This window comes from Halomonas sp. SCS19, from assembly GCF_040147015.1.
GTDB lineage: Bacteria > Pseudomonadota > Gammaproteobacteria > Pseudomonadales > Halomonadaceae > Halomonas > Halomonas litopenaei.
The window spans coordinates 3,705,305-3,721,473 of record NZ_JAMSHN010000001.1 but is presented as its reverse complement, the minus strand read 5'-3'; the positions used below and the strand labels follow the sequence as shown (position 1 = coordinate 3,721,473).

Genomic DNA, 16,169 nt, shown 5'->3' with positions numbered 1-16,169 from the left:
TCTTCGGCCCAACGCTTGCCCCCTCTGAGCCCTGCTCGTTTCAATGATTGACCTGCTTCAACCACCAGGCCCCGTACGCCACCCCAGGCAGCCAGCCCAGCAGGGTCAGCAGGAACGCAATCGCGATCCGGCGCGAACCACCTTCGGCTACCGCCACCGCCAGCGGGGGCATCAGCAGCACCAGCACCATCAAGGCGAGCCGGGCCGCTGGCGACGCCATCAACGCCGACGCCACCTGGGGCGAGGATGTCACGGTCTCGTCACTGGTTCTGGACGCATGCGCATCGGTGCCTTCCTTCTGCTCGGGCGCAGGCGGTGGGGTGAAGTGCTCCACCGCCGGGCTATCTGCCGGGCTATTTTCCGGGCTTTGCGCAGGGCTATTTGCAGGGCTACTTTCCGGGCTTTGCGCAGGGCTATTTGCAGGGCTACTTTCCGGGCTTTGCGCAGGGCTATTTGCAGGGCTATCCATCGCCCCAGCCTGCGCACGCTGCGGCTGCGCGTCACGCGCTGCCTGCTCCTGGGCCTGGCGATGGGCCTCGGCGTCAATCTTCTGCTCCAGGCTGTCAGCGCCTTCGGCGAGGACATCGTGGTAACGCTCCCAGTCTTCCCAATCATGGGGTGTCCCGGCCCTGGGACGATGGTCGTGGGACTCCCGCGCTCGGTCCCAGGCCTTTTCCTCGAGGGTGTTGGGCCTTTCCTTGTCTCGCTCACCGTCGAGCCCCTTGCGGGCCAGATACTCTCGCGCGTCCATCAGAGAACTTACCTCCAGGGTCGAATGACGCCACCGGTATCTCCGATGGCCCATTTCAGTGTGCCAATACAGGCTTTGATGTAACAGCAACGCCTGATTGATAGAGAAACCCGCCTCAACTGTCCTACTGTTTTGATAGAGGTCACCCCCACGGGTTCCCCACAGCGCCATGTTCAGCTCCCAGGAGAGACATCATGCAGGAAAGACAGGTCGAGATCGCCATTATCGGAGCAGGAAGCGCCGGCCTTGGTGCCTGGCACGCGGCGCGACAACATACCGACAAGCTGGTGCTGATCGAATCCGGCGCCTACGGCACCACCTGCGCACGGGTCGGCTGCATGCCGTCCAAGCTGCTGATTTCCGCCGCCGACGTGGCCCAGCAGGCACGGGACTCCGAGGGCTTCGGGGTCAAGGTCAGCGGCGTCAGCGTCGACGGCCCCGCAGTCATGCAACGCCTCCAGCGGGAGCGGGATCGTTTCGTCGGCAGCGTACTGAGTTCGATGTCCCGCATCGAGGAAGACGACCGCATCGTCGGTGCCGCTCGCTTCGAAGACGCCAACACCCTGGTGGTGGGCGACCATACGCGTATCAAGGCCAAGCGCATCGTCATCGCCACCGGCTCCCGCCCCTCCTGGCCCGACTTTCTCAATGCCGCCGGGGATCGCCTGATCATCAACGACGACCTGTTCGAATGGGATGACCTGCCCGAGTCGGTGGTGGTATTCGGGCCCGGCGTCATCGGCCTCGAACTCGGTCAGGCGCTGCACCATCTGGGCGTGCGAGTGCGCATGTTCGGCGTCGGCGGCGCCATCGGTCCTCTCGGCGATCCCGATCTCAAGGCGCTCGCCGACAAGGAGTTCAACACAGGGTTTCCGCTGGACCCCGACGCCACCGTCAAGAAGGTCGACCGGGACGGCGATCAGGTGGTGGTGACCTTCCACTGTCGCGACAGCAACACCGAGAAGACCGAGCGTTTCGACTACCTGCTGGCGGCCACCGGACGTCGGCCCAACGTGGACAAGCTGGACCTGCCGAAGACCGGTCTGGAACTCAACGACCGCGGTGTGCCGGTGTTCGACCGGCTGACCATGCAGTGTCGCTTCGATGACGGTTCGCCCGCACCGATCTTTATCGCCGGTGATGCCAACCAGGATCTTCCCCTGCTGCACGAGGCGTCCGACGAGGGACGCATCGCAGGCGAAAACGCCGGACGCTACCCGGATATTCGCGCCGGTCGCAGGCGTACTCCGTTGGCGGTGGTGTTTACCGATCCGCAGATGGCAAGCGCTGGAGTAGGCTACGCTGAACTCAAGCGTCGGGATGAACAACTGACCAACGTGGCCATCGGTGAGGTCTCGTTCGAGGATCAGGGACGGTCCACGGTGATGCGGCAGAACCGAGGCATGCTGAGGCTCTACGCTGAGCACGGCTCGGGAATTCTTCTCGGCGCGGAAATGTTCGGCCCAAGGGCGGAACACCTGGGCCACCTGTTGGCCTGGTCCATCGACCAACGATTGACCGTGGATCGCCTGCTGGAAATGCCCTTCTACCACCCGGTGGTCGAAGAAGGCCTGAGAACAGCACTGAGGGACCTCAACGTGCATCTGCGCAGGGGTCCAGCGATCACCGAACGCTGCCTGGAGTGCGGTCCAGGCGCTTGACGGTCAAGGGCCCGACGCATGGCGCCGGGCCGCTTCAAAGGAGAGCGGTTATGCCACACAAGGCACCTCCATCGATCGTCCGGGACATCATGTCCAAGGACTGCTACCGCGTCAGCGGCAAGACCTCCATTTCCACCCTGGCGGAAGGTCTCGCTCTGCACCGATTGCCAGGGGCCCCGGTGGTGGACAACGGCGATCACCTGATCGGCTTCATCTCCGAGCAGGACGTGCTGGGCAAGGTGATCGAGAGCCTCTATTTGGATCACGAGGCACCGCTGGTCCATGAAATGATGCGTAACGAGGTGCTGTCGGTGTCTCCCACCAAGAGCATCGTCGACCTGGCCCAGGAAATGCTGGGAGCAAAACCCAAGGTGTATCCCGTCACCGAACAGGGCCGACTGGTGGGTATCGTCACCCGCCGCGACGTGCTTACCGCCGTGCTCACCATGCGACGCCATCAACGCAGCGCCTGACCCCTCCTGTTGCGTAGCACCTTCTGTAGACGCACACCGCCGGCATCACGATGCCGGCGGTGTGCGTGCTGTCGCTAGCGCCAACGCTGACACCACTGCCTGGCTCCATCGCCTGGCACCACCGCCTTGCATCGGCCTCCCCGATCCTCCAGATGCCCCTGGCACTTGTGCAAACCGTAAGGGCGTTCATTGAGCATGCCTGATATGCCCGGGCCCAATGGAAAGGGAAGAGAGGGAGAGCGCCTTTGCCAAAGCAAAAAAAACGCCCCATGGAAGCCATGAGGCGCAACGATCGATTTAGCAAACCAGATCAACACTGCTAACGACTGCCATCGCGCATGCTGTCTGTACCACATATGACAGTCGTCACCAGAAAAGTTCTCCTTTCATCGAAAATTTTTTTTCCTCTCCTGGGCCGGACGGTGCACAGCGGTGAGAGAAGCGCCCTACTGACCACAGCGTTCTGCGTCGGTTCCAAGGTCTGTGGCAAGAGCTCGACGCTGCCACTACTCGACGGCCATCAACGGGCACCGCCGGCCAGGTCGTACAGGGAATGGCATCAAGGATGTCGTCGACAGCGGCCAGGGTGAGGCGCCCGCCGGCACAGGCACCGGTATCCAGATGTAGCACATTGCCAAGCCACAGCGGTGCCTCGACGATGGTGTGCCCCACCACCACCGCATCGACGCCCTCGACGCGGGTCGAGTCCAGGCTGCCGCCGCTGTCACGTCGGAATCTACGCCGCGACCATAGCAGGTGCTCGGCCGGGGTCTGCTCGATCTGGCCCCAGTCGTCGGGTGGATCGGCGTGCACTACGCCCAGGCGACGTTGTCCCGCGACGATTTCCCGAGCCAGCGGAAGATGCGGACAGGCGGCGTTCATGGTGCTACGGGCCTCCTCGACGCCATCGAGAAAGACCCAGTTGCCGCCATTGCGCTGCCACAGATCCCAGGCCATTCCTCCGCCTTCGGCCAGGGCGGTGATCGCCATCTGTTCGTGATTGCCCATCACCGCAAAGCACCAGGGCTCAAGCGCCAGCGCCAGACAGGCGAGCGATGCCTCTCCCCTGTCGACCAGATCACCGACGCAGAACAGCCGGTCCCGGGCGACATCGAAGTCGACTCTCTCCAGCGCTTCCATCAACTGGGCGTACTGGCCGTGCACGTCACCGACGACGTAATCACGCCCTATTCGGTTTGGTCCATGACGGATACAGCGCATGAGTCTTCTCCTGCCTCAGTGCGAACTCAGGCTTGACGCCATCGCAACATTCGTCCTATGTTCCTTTTACAGAACGTTCGATAAATGGAACAACAGCTCAACCGAACAGTGACCTCATGATCGAGCCTTTCTCCCAAGCTAGCTTCTCAAGCGACGACACGCTGCATGCCGAAGCGCTCGGCCGGCATCTGCAGCATCTGCGCCAATTGCGTGGCTGGTCGCTATCCCGCCTGGCCAGCGACGCCGGCGTCGCCAAGTCGAACCTGTCTCGGCTGGAACAGGGCAACGGCAACCCTACCCTGGACACCCTGTGGCGCCTGGCGAGCTGCCTCGAGGTGCCTTTCGGCACCCTGATAAAACCCGTGACCACGGCGCTGGATGACCAGGGCGTGCAGGTCCAGTTGATCGATCAGGGCGATAGCCAACCGGCCGTCGACGTCTACTGGATGCGCCTGGACCCTGACGTCTATCGGCTCAGCGAAGCGCACCCCGCGGGCGTGCACGAGACCGTCACGGTGATCTCCGGCCGGTTGACCACCGGCCCCGAGCACGAGAGCCACACCCTAGGCCCGGGCCAGAGCGTCACCTTCGCGGCGGATCGTCCACACCTCTACGCGTCCGACAACCAGGCCACTTCCGCCACCCTGACCATCGTCTACCATCCACCGGAAACCTCTCGATGACCACCACGACGACTCCTTTGCGTGCCAGCCCCTGGGTGACCGGCGTCCGCGAGGCGATCCCGCTGCTCGGCGGCTATATCCCCATCGCCATCTCCTTTGGCCTGGTAGCCGTCCAGGCGGGCTTCAGTGCCTGGGAAGCCGTCGCCATCTCTACCCTGATCTATGCCGGCGCCTCCCAGTTCGTGTTCGTCGGCATGGTGGCAGGTGGCGCTCCTCTATGGCTGGTGGTCGCCATGACCCTGTTGATCAACGTTCGCCACGTGGTCTACGCCCCGAACCTTGCCGCCTCGATGAGCACGAGCCGCTGGTGGCCTGCACTGATGCACGGTCTGACCGACCAGGTCTTCGCCCTGGCGCTGACGCGTCTGCCGCAACTGCCGGAGGCGGCTCGGCTTGGCTGGTACACCGGCGCCGCCCTGCTGGCCTGGCTGGCCTGGATCGCAGGTACCGCCGTGGGTGCACTGGGGGGCGAATGGGTGGTGGAACGCTGGCCGCTGCTGGGCGAGGTGATGCCCTTTGCCCTGCCTGCCCTGTTTCTCGTGTTGGTGGTGCCTCGCCTGTCCAGCTTCCGCTGGGGCCTGGCGACCCTGGTGACCATCGCCGCAGGCGCCCTGCTGGCGGTGCTGGGGGTGGCCAATGCCGGCATCCCCCTGGCGGCTCTGTGCGGCGCACTGTGCTTCTTTATCGTCAAACGTTCACCGGTCACAAGGAGTCGATCATGACCACTACGCTGTGGATGGCGGTGGTAGCGACCACCCTGGGCACCCTGCTGATGAGAATGGCGCCCCTGATATGGATGCGCCGTCGTCTCGCCGAGCGCCAGACGGAAGACAGCGTCGAACCGATGCCGCAGTGGCTGTCGGTGCTGGGGCCTTTGATGATCGCCGCCGTGCTGGGCGTCTCGTTGGTACCGGCACAGCCGAGCATCGCCAGCTGGAGCGCCACTGGCGTGGGGGTACTGGCGACGCTGGCGGTATGGTATCGAACGCGATCGCTGGGCTGGCCGGTCGCTGCCGGCGTGGCCGCCTACGGACTGACGCTGGTATTGGCCGGTTCGCTCTGACACTCAAGTCGACGCTGACCCGAAAAGGCCTACCGGGTATTGCTGTCCGCAACCCAAGCGGTCTTGCCTTTTCCTTTCCCTGTGCCTATTTCCGTCAGGCCCGCACCGAATGGTGGCGGGCCGCTGCCTTCCTGCCCCCAACTCGCCGTGTTCCATCGTTTGACCCGCAGGCTTTTCCTGCGCGGCCAGGCGCTCTCCCTCATTTATGCGCGCAAGATACTAAAGCTCGCGCGATATCGGCCGATACTCGTTCGGCTCCAGTGCCGGCTCCAGGATGGAAAAGGCATTTTAAAAAGAAAAAACAAGAACCTGCTTCGACCTTGCTCCCAGCACCTTCCACTCCCGAGGTAACTTGATGGTATCGGCCAGAAGAATAAGCGCCCTGTATCGCGCACTGAATAGCCACACCGCCTGTATTGTCTTTCGTCCCGACGGCACCATCCGCGAAGCCAGTGATGCCTTTCTTGCCACCGTCGGCTATCGGCTCGATCAGATACGCGGCCAGCACCACCGCATGTTCTGCCCGCCAGAGGTGCATCAGGACCCCGCCTACGAGGCATTCTGGCGGGGGCTGGCGGACGGCCAGTCGAAAACCGGCACCTTTCGCCGCATCGACGCCAATGGCAATCCGTTATGGCTGGAGGCGACCTACCTTCCTGTGCGCTCCGCTCGAGGCAAGATTCACTACATTCTCAAGATTGCCAATGACGTCACCGACGATCGCCTTGCGGCGTCCGGTCAGGATGCTGTGCTCAGCGCCCTCGACGCGTCCATGGCGGTGATCGAATTCACACCGGAAGGCGAAATACTGCGTGCCAACGGCAACTTCCTGACCACCATGGGCTATCGTCTCGACGACATCCTTGGACGGCATCACAGGATGTTCTGCGACGATACCTTCTATCGAGATCACCCCGACTTCTGGCAGGAACTGGCCGCCAACACCTTCAAGCAGGGACGCTTCAGACGCATAACCGCCAGTGGGCGCACCGTCTGGCTCGAGGCCACCTACAACCCGGTGATCGACGAAACCGGCCGGGTGACACGCGTCGTCAAGTTTGCCACCGACATCACCCGCTCTGTCGAGGCCGAAGATGCCGCTCGCAGTGCCGTGGAGTCCGCCCGAGTCACCGCGGAGCAGACCGAGACCATCGCCGACAATGGTCTGGTCCAGCTCGAAGAGGCTGTCGAGTCGTCGCGCCAGGCCGCCGACGAGATCAAGGCGACCCAAGCCATCGTGGCCGCCCTGGAGGAGCAGACGCGAGCGATCAACAACATCACCGACTCCATCTCGCGGATCGCCCAGCAGACCAACCTGCTGGCGCTGAATGCCGCGGTCGAAGCGGCGCGCGCTGGCGAGCATGGCCGCGGATTTGCGGTGGTGGCCCAGGAGGTTCGCGAACTGTCCCAGGGCTCCACCCGCGCCGCCGAGCAGATCACCCAGGTGCTCAACGACAACAACCAACGCATTCGACTGGCCAACCAGAAGATCACCGAGGTGGCCACCCGCAGTGACCTCAGCCAGCAACGGGTCGGCGAGGCGCAACTGGTGATACGCGAGATCCTGGACGGCGCCCACAACGTCTCGGCGGCGATTCGCAAGCTCTGATCGTGGCGTGTGATGGGCACCACTACCGCACCGCAGTCATTGTCGCCACCACAAGCCACATGACTGCGGCGTGGCTCCGGGCTCGTCCGGTTGACGAAAATCACGCCGCGCGAGCCTTTTGCTTGCAAGGCGTAACCAACGGAGATTACTATCAAAAACGCCTTGCGGGTGTAGCTCAATGGTAGAGCAGAAGCTTCCCAAGCTTAAGACGAGGGTTCGATTCCCTTCACCCGCTCCAGACCTCCCCCCATCCTGCGATCAGGCGTCGTTTTCGAGCACTGTCTCGTGCTTTGGCCTTGCCTGTTCAGCGTCCCGGGTACTGCGGGCCCCGGCATGTCGCCATTCATGCCGCTACCGCTGAATCGGCCTCATACTTAAAGACTACGCCCCCCCTTCGATGGGCCCCTGTTCAAGCTCGGTTTTCGCACGCTAGGCTGGCGCCACAATCATAAAGTCGTGGGGACGCCGTATGCCTTTTTACCGCCACACCCTGCTGCTGACGCCTGTCTGGCTGCTGGTGAGCACACTTGCCATGGCCGATGGCGCGAGGGATAGCTGCGATCAGCGCGCGCAGGCACTCGAGCATGACCTCGCCTTCGCTCGTCATGCCGAGGACACCGCACGGGTGAATGAGCTGGAACTCGCCCTGGATGGTGTCCGAAGCGGCTGCACCAGCGAAGACGTGCTCAGCCAGGCCGAGTCACGCGTACGTGAGGGTCAGCAGATGGTGGAACAGCGCCAGCAGGAGTTGAACGAGGCCTTCGACGAAGGTGATATCGGCCAGATAACGCGTAAACGCGAGGCTCTCGAGGTCGCCATCGAGGTGCTCAACGCTCGCATCGCCGCGCTCAAGGTGCTGCTGCCGTCGGCCAGTTGAACCTTGTACGGCTGACATTCGAGGGACAGTGCCAGCCGCAGAGCGTCAAGCGCTGGTCGCACCGCCAGTCTGACAATCGGCTGTCGGGATGCTTGCCGACCGCCATTGGCCGCGCCTAGTCCCGGTCCTGGCGTCGCTCCCAGCGCTCCTCGATGGCGAGCCCGATCCAGATGCCGGCGATCATGCAGATCAGGGCGACGACCGCTCCCGGCGAGCCGGCCGGCAACGCGATCAATAGCTGTAGATCGTTGCCACCCAGCGCAAGCGAGGCGCCGATGCCCATCAAGATTCCGGCCAGCAGATGCTTCATCCAGCGCCCGAGGGACCCCTGATACTCGCCCGGTCGGAAGTGGGCTCGCGCCGCTACCAGCATTCCCGCCAGGATCGCGACGCTGATCAGGACGCGTCCGAGGCTAGGCCAGGCGACGGCCATGTCCATTGCCAGAGGACGCTCGGTGACGTCTCGAATCAGTTGGCTCGGTGACCACAGTGGTTCCAGCACGCCCAACAGACCGCCTACCGCGCCGAACACCATGACACCCGCGTAGATACGGCGGTGAGCAGGCGACAGCCGCCAGATCGCCAGCAGCGAGACTGCGACGATACTCAGTACCAGCCACCAGGCCGGCGTGAAGATCGTCGCCAGACGGGTGTAGGAGATATCAGGGGCGCCCAGATACAGCATCCACCAACCCAGCACCCAGCCCAGAATGGTGGCGAGCATGTGCCACTGCCCCCGCGCCAGGGCGGAAAGGGTCGAGATCGAACAGCCATGATTGACCGCCGCGGCCAGGCCAAACAGCAGCCCACCGACAGCGAAGGGCCACCCGATCGCGTGACGCCTGAGCACCTCGCCAAGAGGGAAATGGATGAACAGGGGGCTGGCAAGCCAGAACCAGACGCCGCAGCCGACGATGGTCAGCAACAGACCCGGCCGCCACATGCGTATCCCCTGAACCGCACGCACCATGCAAAGACCGGTACGCTGGGCGAGCCACCCCAACGCGACAGCCAGCAGCAGGGAGACCAACAGAGCCATCACATCTCCTCGTTTACACGGTTCCGGAAATACAAGGACGGAACACTATCTGACGATCATGGCCGGCGATGGTGCGATATTGGCCGGCACGCCATGCTATTGCCCGGTGTCCCTCTACTCTCGGCATTCCTCTCTGCATTCCTTTCTGTTCAGAACGGGGTTCTGAGCTGGTGTCGCGGCAGATGGCCGAACAGACCGTCACCCCGACGACGATCTCGACGTCGTGCGGCCTCACATCCATCCATAATGTAACAATATGCAATGAACGCCCTTGCCACCACACCAGCGTCAACGCAGATCGGGACCCGCGACATGTGCGGCTGGATGTGAGAGCCTTGCGATCAGCCGTCCTTTCCCGTTTCAAGCGATCTACCGTGCCATGACCTTGTCCTTGTTTCTGCTCGTGTTCGTCGTCTGTCTGGTCGTCTTCGTCGCGGTGCTCGCGGTGTTGATGCTGTCCGGCACGCCACGATACCGCACCGAGCCACAGCACCTGCTTGACCTGTTCGACCGTGCTCTCGACAGCACAGTTGGCGAAGATGAATGGAATGCCGTCATCCTTTATCCGATTCGCCACGACGAGTACCTGGACGGCGTCCGACGCCGCGCTCGCAGCCTGGTCGATGAACACGGGCGCTTTGGCCGGGTGACCCGGGGCAAGGCCCTGCTGGACAGCGCCGGACAGGAGGACCTGCGTGCACTGCGCGACCACCTGGCCGCTCGTATCCGCCTCAGGGAGCAGCCCAGGGGGGACTGACAGTCAGTGAGAATCCTGTACCCATCGGGTATGATGACGTCCTCGTTACCGCCTGCGGGAGCCCCCCGATGAGCAGCGCCATCAGGCAGATCCCTCTGGACACCGCGACCCGGCATCACTCCCACGACTACCATCAGATCGTGATCGCCCTGGCCGGGCGCGCCGACTTCGACATCGAAGGCCTTGGCGGCACCATCGAGGCATTCTGCGGCTGCATCGTGCCCGCCAACCACCTCCACTACTACGCCGGCACCGGCAACAACCGCCAACTGATCCTCGACCTTCCCGATGACGCCCTGGCGCTCACCGGCCATCATCATGAACTGGCAAGGCTGTTCGACGCGCCACGTTTCTTTACCCTGGACGCGCCTCTGAAACAGTTCCTGGGTTTCGTGGTGGCCGAAATGAATCAGTTGGCGCTCGAGGGCCCCGTCCCTGCCCTGCATCAGGAACGCCTGGCGACCACCTTGCTGGGCTCGTTGCATGCGCGTCTGGCCGGCGATGAAACCGGCGCGATGCACCACCGGCGCATCGACCTGCGCGCGCTCGATCGCTACATCGACGATCACCTGGCGCGCCGCTTCAAGGTCGCCGATCTGGCGGCCTTCGCCTGCCTCAGCGAAACCCACTTTACCGAACGCTTCCGCGCCCAGACGGGCCTGTCACCCTGGCAGTACGTGATGCGTCGACGCCTGGAGGCGTCACGTCAGCTGCTGATGCGCAGTCGCCTGCCGTTGTCGGAAATCGCCGCCCTCACCGGCTTCGCCCATCAGAGCGCCCTGTCCCGCGCCTACCGCAAGCATTACGGCCATCCTCCCAGCCAGACGCGACGTCATGTCAGCGAGATTTCGTCACCGAATCTCCACCATCTGACTGCCAAATCGGCACATTAAAGCTAGGGTTAGTCGATAACGCCCGTGGATTTGCCAAATCCTTCGGTGCATTTGGCAAGCATGGAAGAGGCATGCAACCTAGGCTTGCCAACATGCCCGGATTGCGCGACTGCACGTCCGCGATCGACTTTGCGGCAAGCCCTTTCTCCGCCCGCGGCGGTTCACCATTTGGGGACTGACATGCTCAACGCCAACAATATGCTCGACAACTCCACCTGGCAGCAGGATCTGGATACACTCTTTGCGCGCATCAGCGATCACTACGTGGTCGAAGAAGACGCCTTCGTAAGTGAATTGATCAAGCTGATCGATGGCAAGGACGAGCACATCGAGCGCGTCGCCGACAAGACGGCTTCTCTCGTGCGCGAAGTGCGCGAGATGGACACCGCCGTCGATACCATCGACGAGCTGCTGCAGCAGTACAGCCTGGATACCCACGAAGGCTTGATGCTGATGTGTCTGGCCGAGGCGATGCTGCGCATCCCCGACAAGGCCACCGCCGATGCACTGATCGAAGATCGACTGGGCCCGGCCGACTGGAAGGCCCACCTTGGCAAGAGCGAGTCCTGGATGGTCAACGCCTCCACCTGGGGCCTTTTGATGACCGGCCGAGTGGTGAGCCTGGACAAGCCCAAGGATGGCAAGCCCAGCGGTTTCATCAACAAGATGGTCAACCGCATGGGCGAGCCTGTCATTCGCCGGGCCATGGTCGAAGCCATGAAGGTGATGGGCAAGCAGTTCGTGCTGGGGCGTGATATCGACGAAGCGCTCAAGCGCTCCAAGCCGCTGTTCGACAAGGGCTACACCTACTCCTACGACATGCTGGGCGAAGCCGCCCGTACCCGGCGTGATGCCGACCGCTACTTCGACGACTACGCCACCGCCATCCGCCAGGTCGGCAAGACCAGCCGCAACCTGGGCGACAGGACGCCGGCACCGTCGATCTCGATCAAGCTGTCCGCGCTGCACCCTCGCTACGAGTTCGGCCGCCGCGAACAGGTCCTCGAGGAGCTGGTGGGCAGCGTCAAGGAGCTGGCCAAACTGGCCCGGGACAATGACGTGGCGGTGACCATCGACGCCGAGGAGGTCGACCGCCTGGAGTTGTCGCTGGAGGTCTTCCGCGCCGTCTACGAGAGCGACATCTGCCGCGGGTGGGGCCACTTCGGTCTGGTGGTGCAGGCCTACTCCAAGCGCGCCCTGCCGGTGCTGCACTACCTCAACCGTCTGGCCGACTTCCAGGGTGACGAGATCCCGTTGCGTCTGGTCAAGGGCGCCTACTGGGACACCGAGATCAAGGAGTCCCAGCAGCTCGGCGTCGACGGCTATCCGGTGTTCACCCGCAAGGCATCCACCGATGTGGCCTACCTGGCCTGCGCGCGCTTCCTGCTGTCCGATGCCACCAAGGGTCGCATCTTCCCGCAGTTCGCCACCCATAACGCCCATACCATCACCACCATCCTCGAGCAGGCCAACCACACCAGCCGAGCCTTCGAGTTCCAGCGCCTGCACGGCATGGGCGAGGCACTCTACGATGCCGCGCTAAAGCGTGCACCTGAAGGCACCTACTGCCGTATCTACGCCCCAGTGGGCGCCCACAAGGACCTGCTGCCCTACCTGGTTCGCCGACTGCTCGAGAACGGTGCCAACTCCTCCTTCGTGCATCAGCTGGTGGACCCCAAGGTGCCGGTGGAGTCGCTGTGCGTCCATCCCATCGAGACACTGCGACAGTTCGACAGCCTGTCCAATCCCCAGATTCCGCTGCCTCGCGACATCTATGGCGAGCACCGCCCCAACTCCCGCGGCGTCAACCTGACCATCAACAGCCAGTACCGGCCGCTGATGGAGGCCATGGGCAAGCACATGGATACCCGCTACCAGGCGCGTCCGCTGCTGGCCTTCGAGGTCGCCGAGGACCCCGCCCAGACCCACGAAGTCACCAGTCCTTACGACCGTCGCCAGGTGGTCGGTAGCGTGCAGTGGACCACCCGCGAACAGACCGAGCGGGCGGTGGACGCGGCCTGGGCTGCCTTCCCGGCATGGGAGGTCACCCCGGTCAAGGAGCGCGCCGACATCCTGAGGCGCTTCGCCGACCTGATGGAAGAGCACCTGGCGGAGCTGATGGCGCTGTGCTCGCGTGAAGGTGGCAAGCTGTTGACCGACGGCGTCGACGAGATCCGCGAAGCGGTGGACTTCTGTCGCTACTATGCGGTGCGCGCCGAGGAGATCTTCGGTGAGCCCACCGAGCTGCCCGGCCCCACCGGCGAGTCCAATCGTCTGCACATGGGCGGCAAGGGGGTGTTCGCCGCGATCAGCCCGTGGAACTTCCCGGTGGCAATCTTCTGCGGCCAGATGGTCGCCACCGCGGTGGCCGGCAATACCGTGCTGGCCAAGCCCGCCGAGCAGACGTCGATCGTTGCCCACCGGGTGGTCGAGCTGCTGTACCAGGCCGGCATGCCGCGTGAAGTGGTTCAGTTGCTGCCCGGCGACGGCCCCACCGTGGGCAGCGTGCTGACCGGCGATTCGCGGATCACCGGGGTGGTCTTCACCGGCGGTACCGATACCGCCCAGATCATCAACCGCGCCCTGGCCGAGCGTGAGAATGCGCCGCTGCCGACACTGGTGGCCGAGACCGGCGGCATGAACGCGATGATCGTCGACTCCACCGCCCTGCCCGAGCAGGTCGTCGCCGACGTCATCCACTCGGCCTTCCAGAGCGCCGGACAGCGCTGCTCGGCCTTGCGGGTGCTCTACCTGCAGGACGACGTCGCCGACCGTGTGCTGGAGATCCTCGACGGCGCCATGGCCGAACTCCACGTGGGTGACCCACGCGACCTCGGCACCGACGTAGGCCCGGTGATCGACGAGGACGCGCGCAAGAACCTGCAGGCGCATATCGATCGGCTGAAGGGTGAAGGACGTCTGATCAGCGAAACGCCGCTGAAGCCCGAGCACACCAGTGAAGGCACCTTTGTCGCCCCGGCGGCCTTCACCATCGATGGTATCGATGCGCTCGAGCGTGAACAGTTCGGCCCGGTGCTGCACGTGGTGCGCTGGAAGTCCAACGAGCTCGACAAGGTGATCGCCTCGATCAACGCGCGTGGTTATGGCCTGACCTTCGGCGTGCACAGCCGCAACGAATCCTTTGCCGATGAAATAGCGCGGAAAGTGCGCGTTGGCAACGTCTACATCAACCGCAATATCATTGGTGCTGTCGTAGGCGTTCAACCCTTCGGCGGTCAGGGGCTCTCCGGCACCGGCCCCAAGGCCGGCGGCCCCAACTACCTGTTGCGTTTCGCCACCGAGAAGACGGTGACCAACAACACGGCGGCACTCGGCGGCAACGCCTCGCTGCTGGCGCTAGGGGACGAGTAAGTCAGGCCCTGGCCTGCTGGTCCAACGCACTCACCCGACGGTCGGCGCATCGTCGGCAACCGGCGCTCACCCACTACCCCGAGGGGAGCGCCGGATCGCAGGGACGCGCGTGACGACCGCGCCCACACGGGGAGATCATCGCGCTCGACACAGAGCCGGTGACTTGAGAACGCCAACCACCCACGACAAAAACCACAAGGAACGCTCCCATGGTCGAAAACAACGCCACCATTGGCATCACGTTCGCGCTGTATCTGATATTGATGCTGGTCATCGGTATCATTGCTTACAAGCGCACCACCAATCTGTCCGACTATATCCTTGGTGGCCGCTCGCTTGGCCCCTGGACGTCGGCGATATCTGCCGGCGCCTCGGACATGTCGGGCTGGCTGCTGCTGGGTCTGCCCGGTGCGGCCTACGTCAGCGGTCTGTCGGCCTCCTGGATCGCCGTGGGCCTGTTGATCGGCACCTGGCTCAACTGGCTGATCGTCGCCCGGCGCATGCGCGTCTACACCTTCAAGGCCAATGACGCCCTGACCCTGCCGGACTTCTTCGCCAAGCGCTTTCGCGAGAAGGCACCGCTGTTGCGGGTGATCTCGGCGGTCTTCATCCTGCTGTTCTTCCTGTTCTACACCAGCTCCGGCCTGGTTGCCGGCGGCAAGCTGTTCGAGACGGTATTCGGCTTCGACTACACCATCGCGGTGACCGTCGGTACGCTGGCCATTATCTCCTATACCTTCTTTGGCGGCTTCCTGGCGGTCTCCTGGACGGACCTGATCCAGGGTCTGATGATGGCGGCGGCGCTGCTGGTCGTGCCGGTCATCGCCCTGACCGAACTGGGTGGCTTCAGCGGCAGTGGCCAGCAGATCCTGGCCGAGAACCCCGACATGCTGAGCTGGTTCGTCGATGCGTCCACCGGTGAAACCCTGACCGCCATCGGCATCATCAGTTCGCTGGCCTGGGGCCTTGGCTACTTCGGCCAGCCGCACATCCTGGCGCGTTTCGCGGCCATCCGCTCCGAAGCCGACATCCCCGCCGCCCGTCGCATCGCCGTGACCTGGTCGGGCCTGTGCCTGGTCTGCGCCATGGCGGTCGGTCTGCTGGGCCTGGTCTACATGACCCGCGACCTGGGTGACGGCGAGACCATCTTCATGGTCATGGTCAACGCCATCTTCCATCCGCTGGTCGCCGGTGTGCTGCTCGCCGCCATCCTGGCTGCGGTCATGTCCACCGCCGACTCCCAGCTGCTGGTGTCGTCCTCTGCCCTGACCGATGACTTCTACAAGGCGCTGTTCCGCCCCGACGCCAGCCAGTCCGAGCTGGTCTGGGTCGGCCGCTTTGCGGTCATCGGCATCGCCGTCATCGCCTACCTGCTGGCGATGAACCCGGACTCCACGGTACTGGGACTGGTGTCCTACGCCTGGGCCGGTTTCGGCGCCGCCTTCGGTCCTGCACTGATCATGTCGCTGTACTGGCGTCGCATGAACCAGTGGGGCGCGCTGGCCGGTATCGTGGTCGGTGGTATCACCGTGGTGGCCTGGGCCGAGATGTCCGGCGGCCTGTTCGATCTTTACGAGATCGTGCCCGGCGTGATCTTCGCCTACATCGCGATCGTGGTGGTGAGCTTGATGACTGCCGAGCCGAGCAAGGAGATCACCGAGCAGTTCGACACCCTGGAAGACGCCTGATCGTCAGTGATCGTCTGCCACGCAAGAAGGCCGCCCTCGGGCGGCCTTCTTCGTTACGGGACACATCCAGCACGCACCTGGC

Annotated in this window: 14 protein-coding genes and 1 tRNA gene; 12 read left to right on the top strand and 3 right to left on the bottom strand. The window is 63.7% G+C overall.

Going from position 1 to position 16,169, the window contains the following annotated elements; all coding sequences use genetic code 11:
• Window positions 1-40 precede the first annotated feature (40 nt).
• Complete coding sequence (locus tag NFH97_RS16125) at window positions 41-751, bottom strand: YqaE/Pmp3 family membrane protein (RefSeq protein WP_349625123.1); 711 nt, start codon at window positions 749-751, stop codon at window positions 41-43.
• 194 nt (window positions 752-945) lie between these two features.
• Between NFH97_RS16125 and NFH97_RS16120 the strand changes: the two genes are divergently transcribed.
• Both NFH97_RS16120 and NFH97_RS16115 read left to right on the top strand, forming a co-directional pair.
• Window positions 946-2,412, top strand: a complete 1,467-nt coding sequence (locus tag NFH97_RS16120) for a dihydrolipoyl dehydrogenase (RefSeq protein ID WP_045994412.1) — start codon at window positions 946-948, stop codon at window positions 2,410-2,412.
• A gap of 50 nt (window positions 2,413-2,462) precedes the next feature.
• Window positions 2,463-2,885, top strand: a complete 423-nt coding sequence (locus tag NFH97_RS16115) for a CBS domain-containing protein (protein WP_045994411.1) — start codon at window positions 2,463-2,465, stop codon at window positions 2,883-2,885.
• A gap of 366 nt (window positions 2,886-3,251) precedes the next feature.
• Here the strand turns inward: NFH97_RS16115 and NFH97_RS16110 are convergent, their stop codons facing one another.
• Entirely contained in the window at window positions 3,252-4,106 is an 855-nt protein-coding gene (locus NFH97_RS16110) for a metallophosphoesterase (protein WP_349625122.1), read from the bottom strand.
• Window positions 4,107-4,222: 116 nt separating this feature from the next.
• Between NFH97_RS16110 and NFH97_RS16105 the strand changes: the two genes are divergently transcribed.
• From NFH97_RS16105 to NFH97_RS16080, 6 genes are all read left to right on the top strand, one after another.
• Window positions 4,223-4,789, top strand: a complete 567-nt coding sequence (locus tag NFH97_RS16105) for a helix-turn-helix domain-containing protein (protein WP_045994409.1) — start codon at window positions 4,223-4,225, stop codon at window positions 4,787-4,789.
• Window positions 4,786-5,511 carry an AzlC family ABC transporter permease gene (locus NFH97_RS16100; protein WP_045994408.1) on the top strand — a complete coding sequence of 242 codons (726 nt, stop codon included), beginning with the start codon at window positions 4,786-4,788 and terminating at the stop codon, window positions 5,509-5,511. Before NFH97_RS16105 ends, NFH97_RS16100 begins: the two co-directional genes overlap by 4 nt.
• Window positions 5,508-5,852 (top strand): AzlD domain-containing protein, encoded by a 345-nt coding sequence (locus tag NFH97_RS16095; RefSeq protein ID WP_045994407.1) that lies wholly within the window; start codon window positions 5,508-5,510, stop codon window positions 5,850-5,852. The genes NFH97_RS16100 and NFH97_RS16095 overlap by 4 nt, the downstream gene beginning before the upstream one ends.
• Before the next feature lie 355 nt (window positions 5,853-6,207).
• Window positions 6,208-7,461 (top strand): methyl-accepting chemotaxis protein, encoded by a 1,254-nt coding sequence (locus tag NFH97_RS16090; protein WP_108132999.1) that lies wholly within the window; start codon window positions 6,208-6,210, stop codon window positions 7,459-7,461.
• A gap of 164 nt (window positions 7,462-7,625) precedes the next feature.
• A tRNA-Gly gene (locus tag NFH97_RS16085) sits at window positions 7,626-7,699 on the top strand.
• A 231-nt stretch (window positions 7,700-7,930) separates the two neighbouring features.
• Window positions 7,931-8,338 (top strand): DUF1090 domain-containing protein, encoded by a 408-nt coding sequence (locus NFH97_RS16080; protein ID WP_108450173.1) that lies wholly within the window; start codon window positions 7,931-7,933, stop codon window positions 8,336-8,338.
• Window positions 8,339-8,453: 115 nt separating this feature from the next.
• Here the strand turns inward: NFH97_RS16080 and NFH97_RS16075 are convergent, their stop codons facing one another.
• A complete protein-coding gene (locus tag NFH97_RS16075) occupies window positions 8,454-9,377 on the bottom strand; it encodes a YeeE/YedE thiosulfate transporter family protein (RefSeq protein WP_349591382.1) in 924 nt (307 codons plus the stop codon).
• Between the two features lie 385 nt (window positions 9,378-9,762).
• Here NFH97_RS16075 and NFH97_RS16070 point away from each other — a divergent pair, with 385 nt between their 5' ends.
• From NFH97_RS16070 to putP, 4 genes are all read left to right on the top strand, one after another.
• Window positions 9,763-10,134 carry a hypothetical protein gene (locus tag NFH97_RS16070; RefSeq protein ID WP_045994420.1) on the top strand — a complete coding sequence of 124 codons (372 nt, stop codon included), beginning with the start codon at window positions 9,763-9,765 and terminating at the stop codon, window positions 10,132-10,134.
• A gap of 68 nt (window positions 10,135-10,202) precedes the next feature.
• Window positions 10,203-11,027: an AraC family transcriptional regulator gene (locus tag NFH97_RS16065; RefSeq protein WP_124803941.1), complete on the top strand. Its 825-nt coding sequence runs from the start codon at window positions 10,203-10,205 to the stop codon at window positions 11,025-11,027.
• A gap of 180 nt (window positions 11,028-11,207) precedes the next feature.
• A complete protein-coding gene (putA, locus tag NFH97_RS16060) occupies window positions 11,208-14,399 on the top strand; it encodes a bifunctional proline dehydrogenase/L-glutamate gamma-semialdehyde dehydrogenase PutA (protein WP_349625121.1) in 3,192 nt (1,063 codons plus the stop codon).
• 209 nt (window positions 14,400-14,608) lie between these two features.
• Complete coding sequence (gene putP, locus NFH97_RS16055; protein ID WP_045994400.1) at window positions 14,609-16,087, top strand: sodium/proline symporter PutP; 1,479 nt, start codon at window positions 14,609-14,611, stop codon at window positions 16,085-16,087.
• Window positions 16,088-16,169 lie beyond the last annotated feature (82 nt).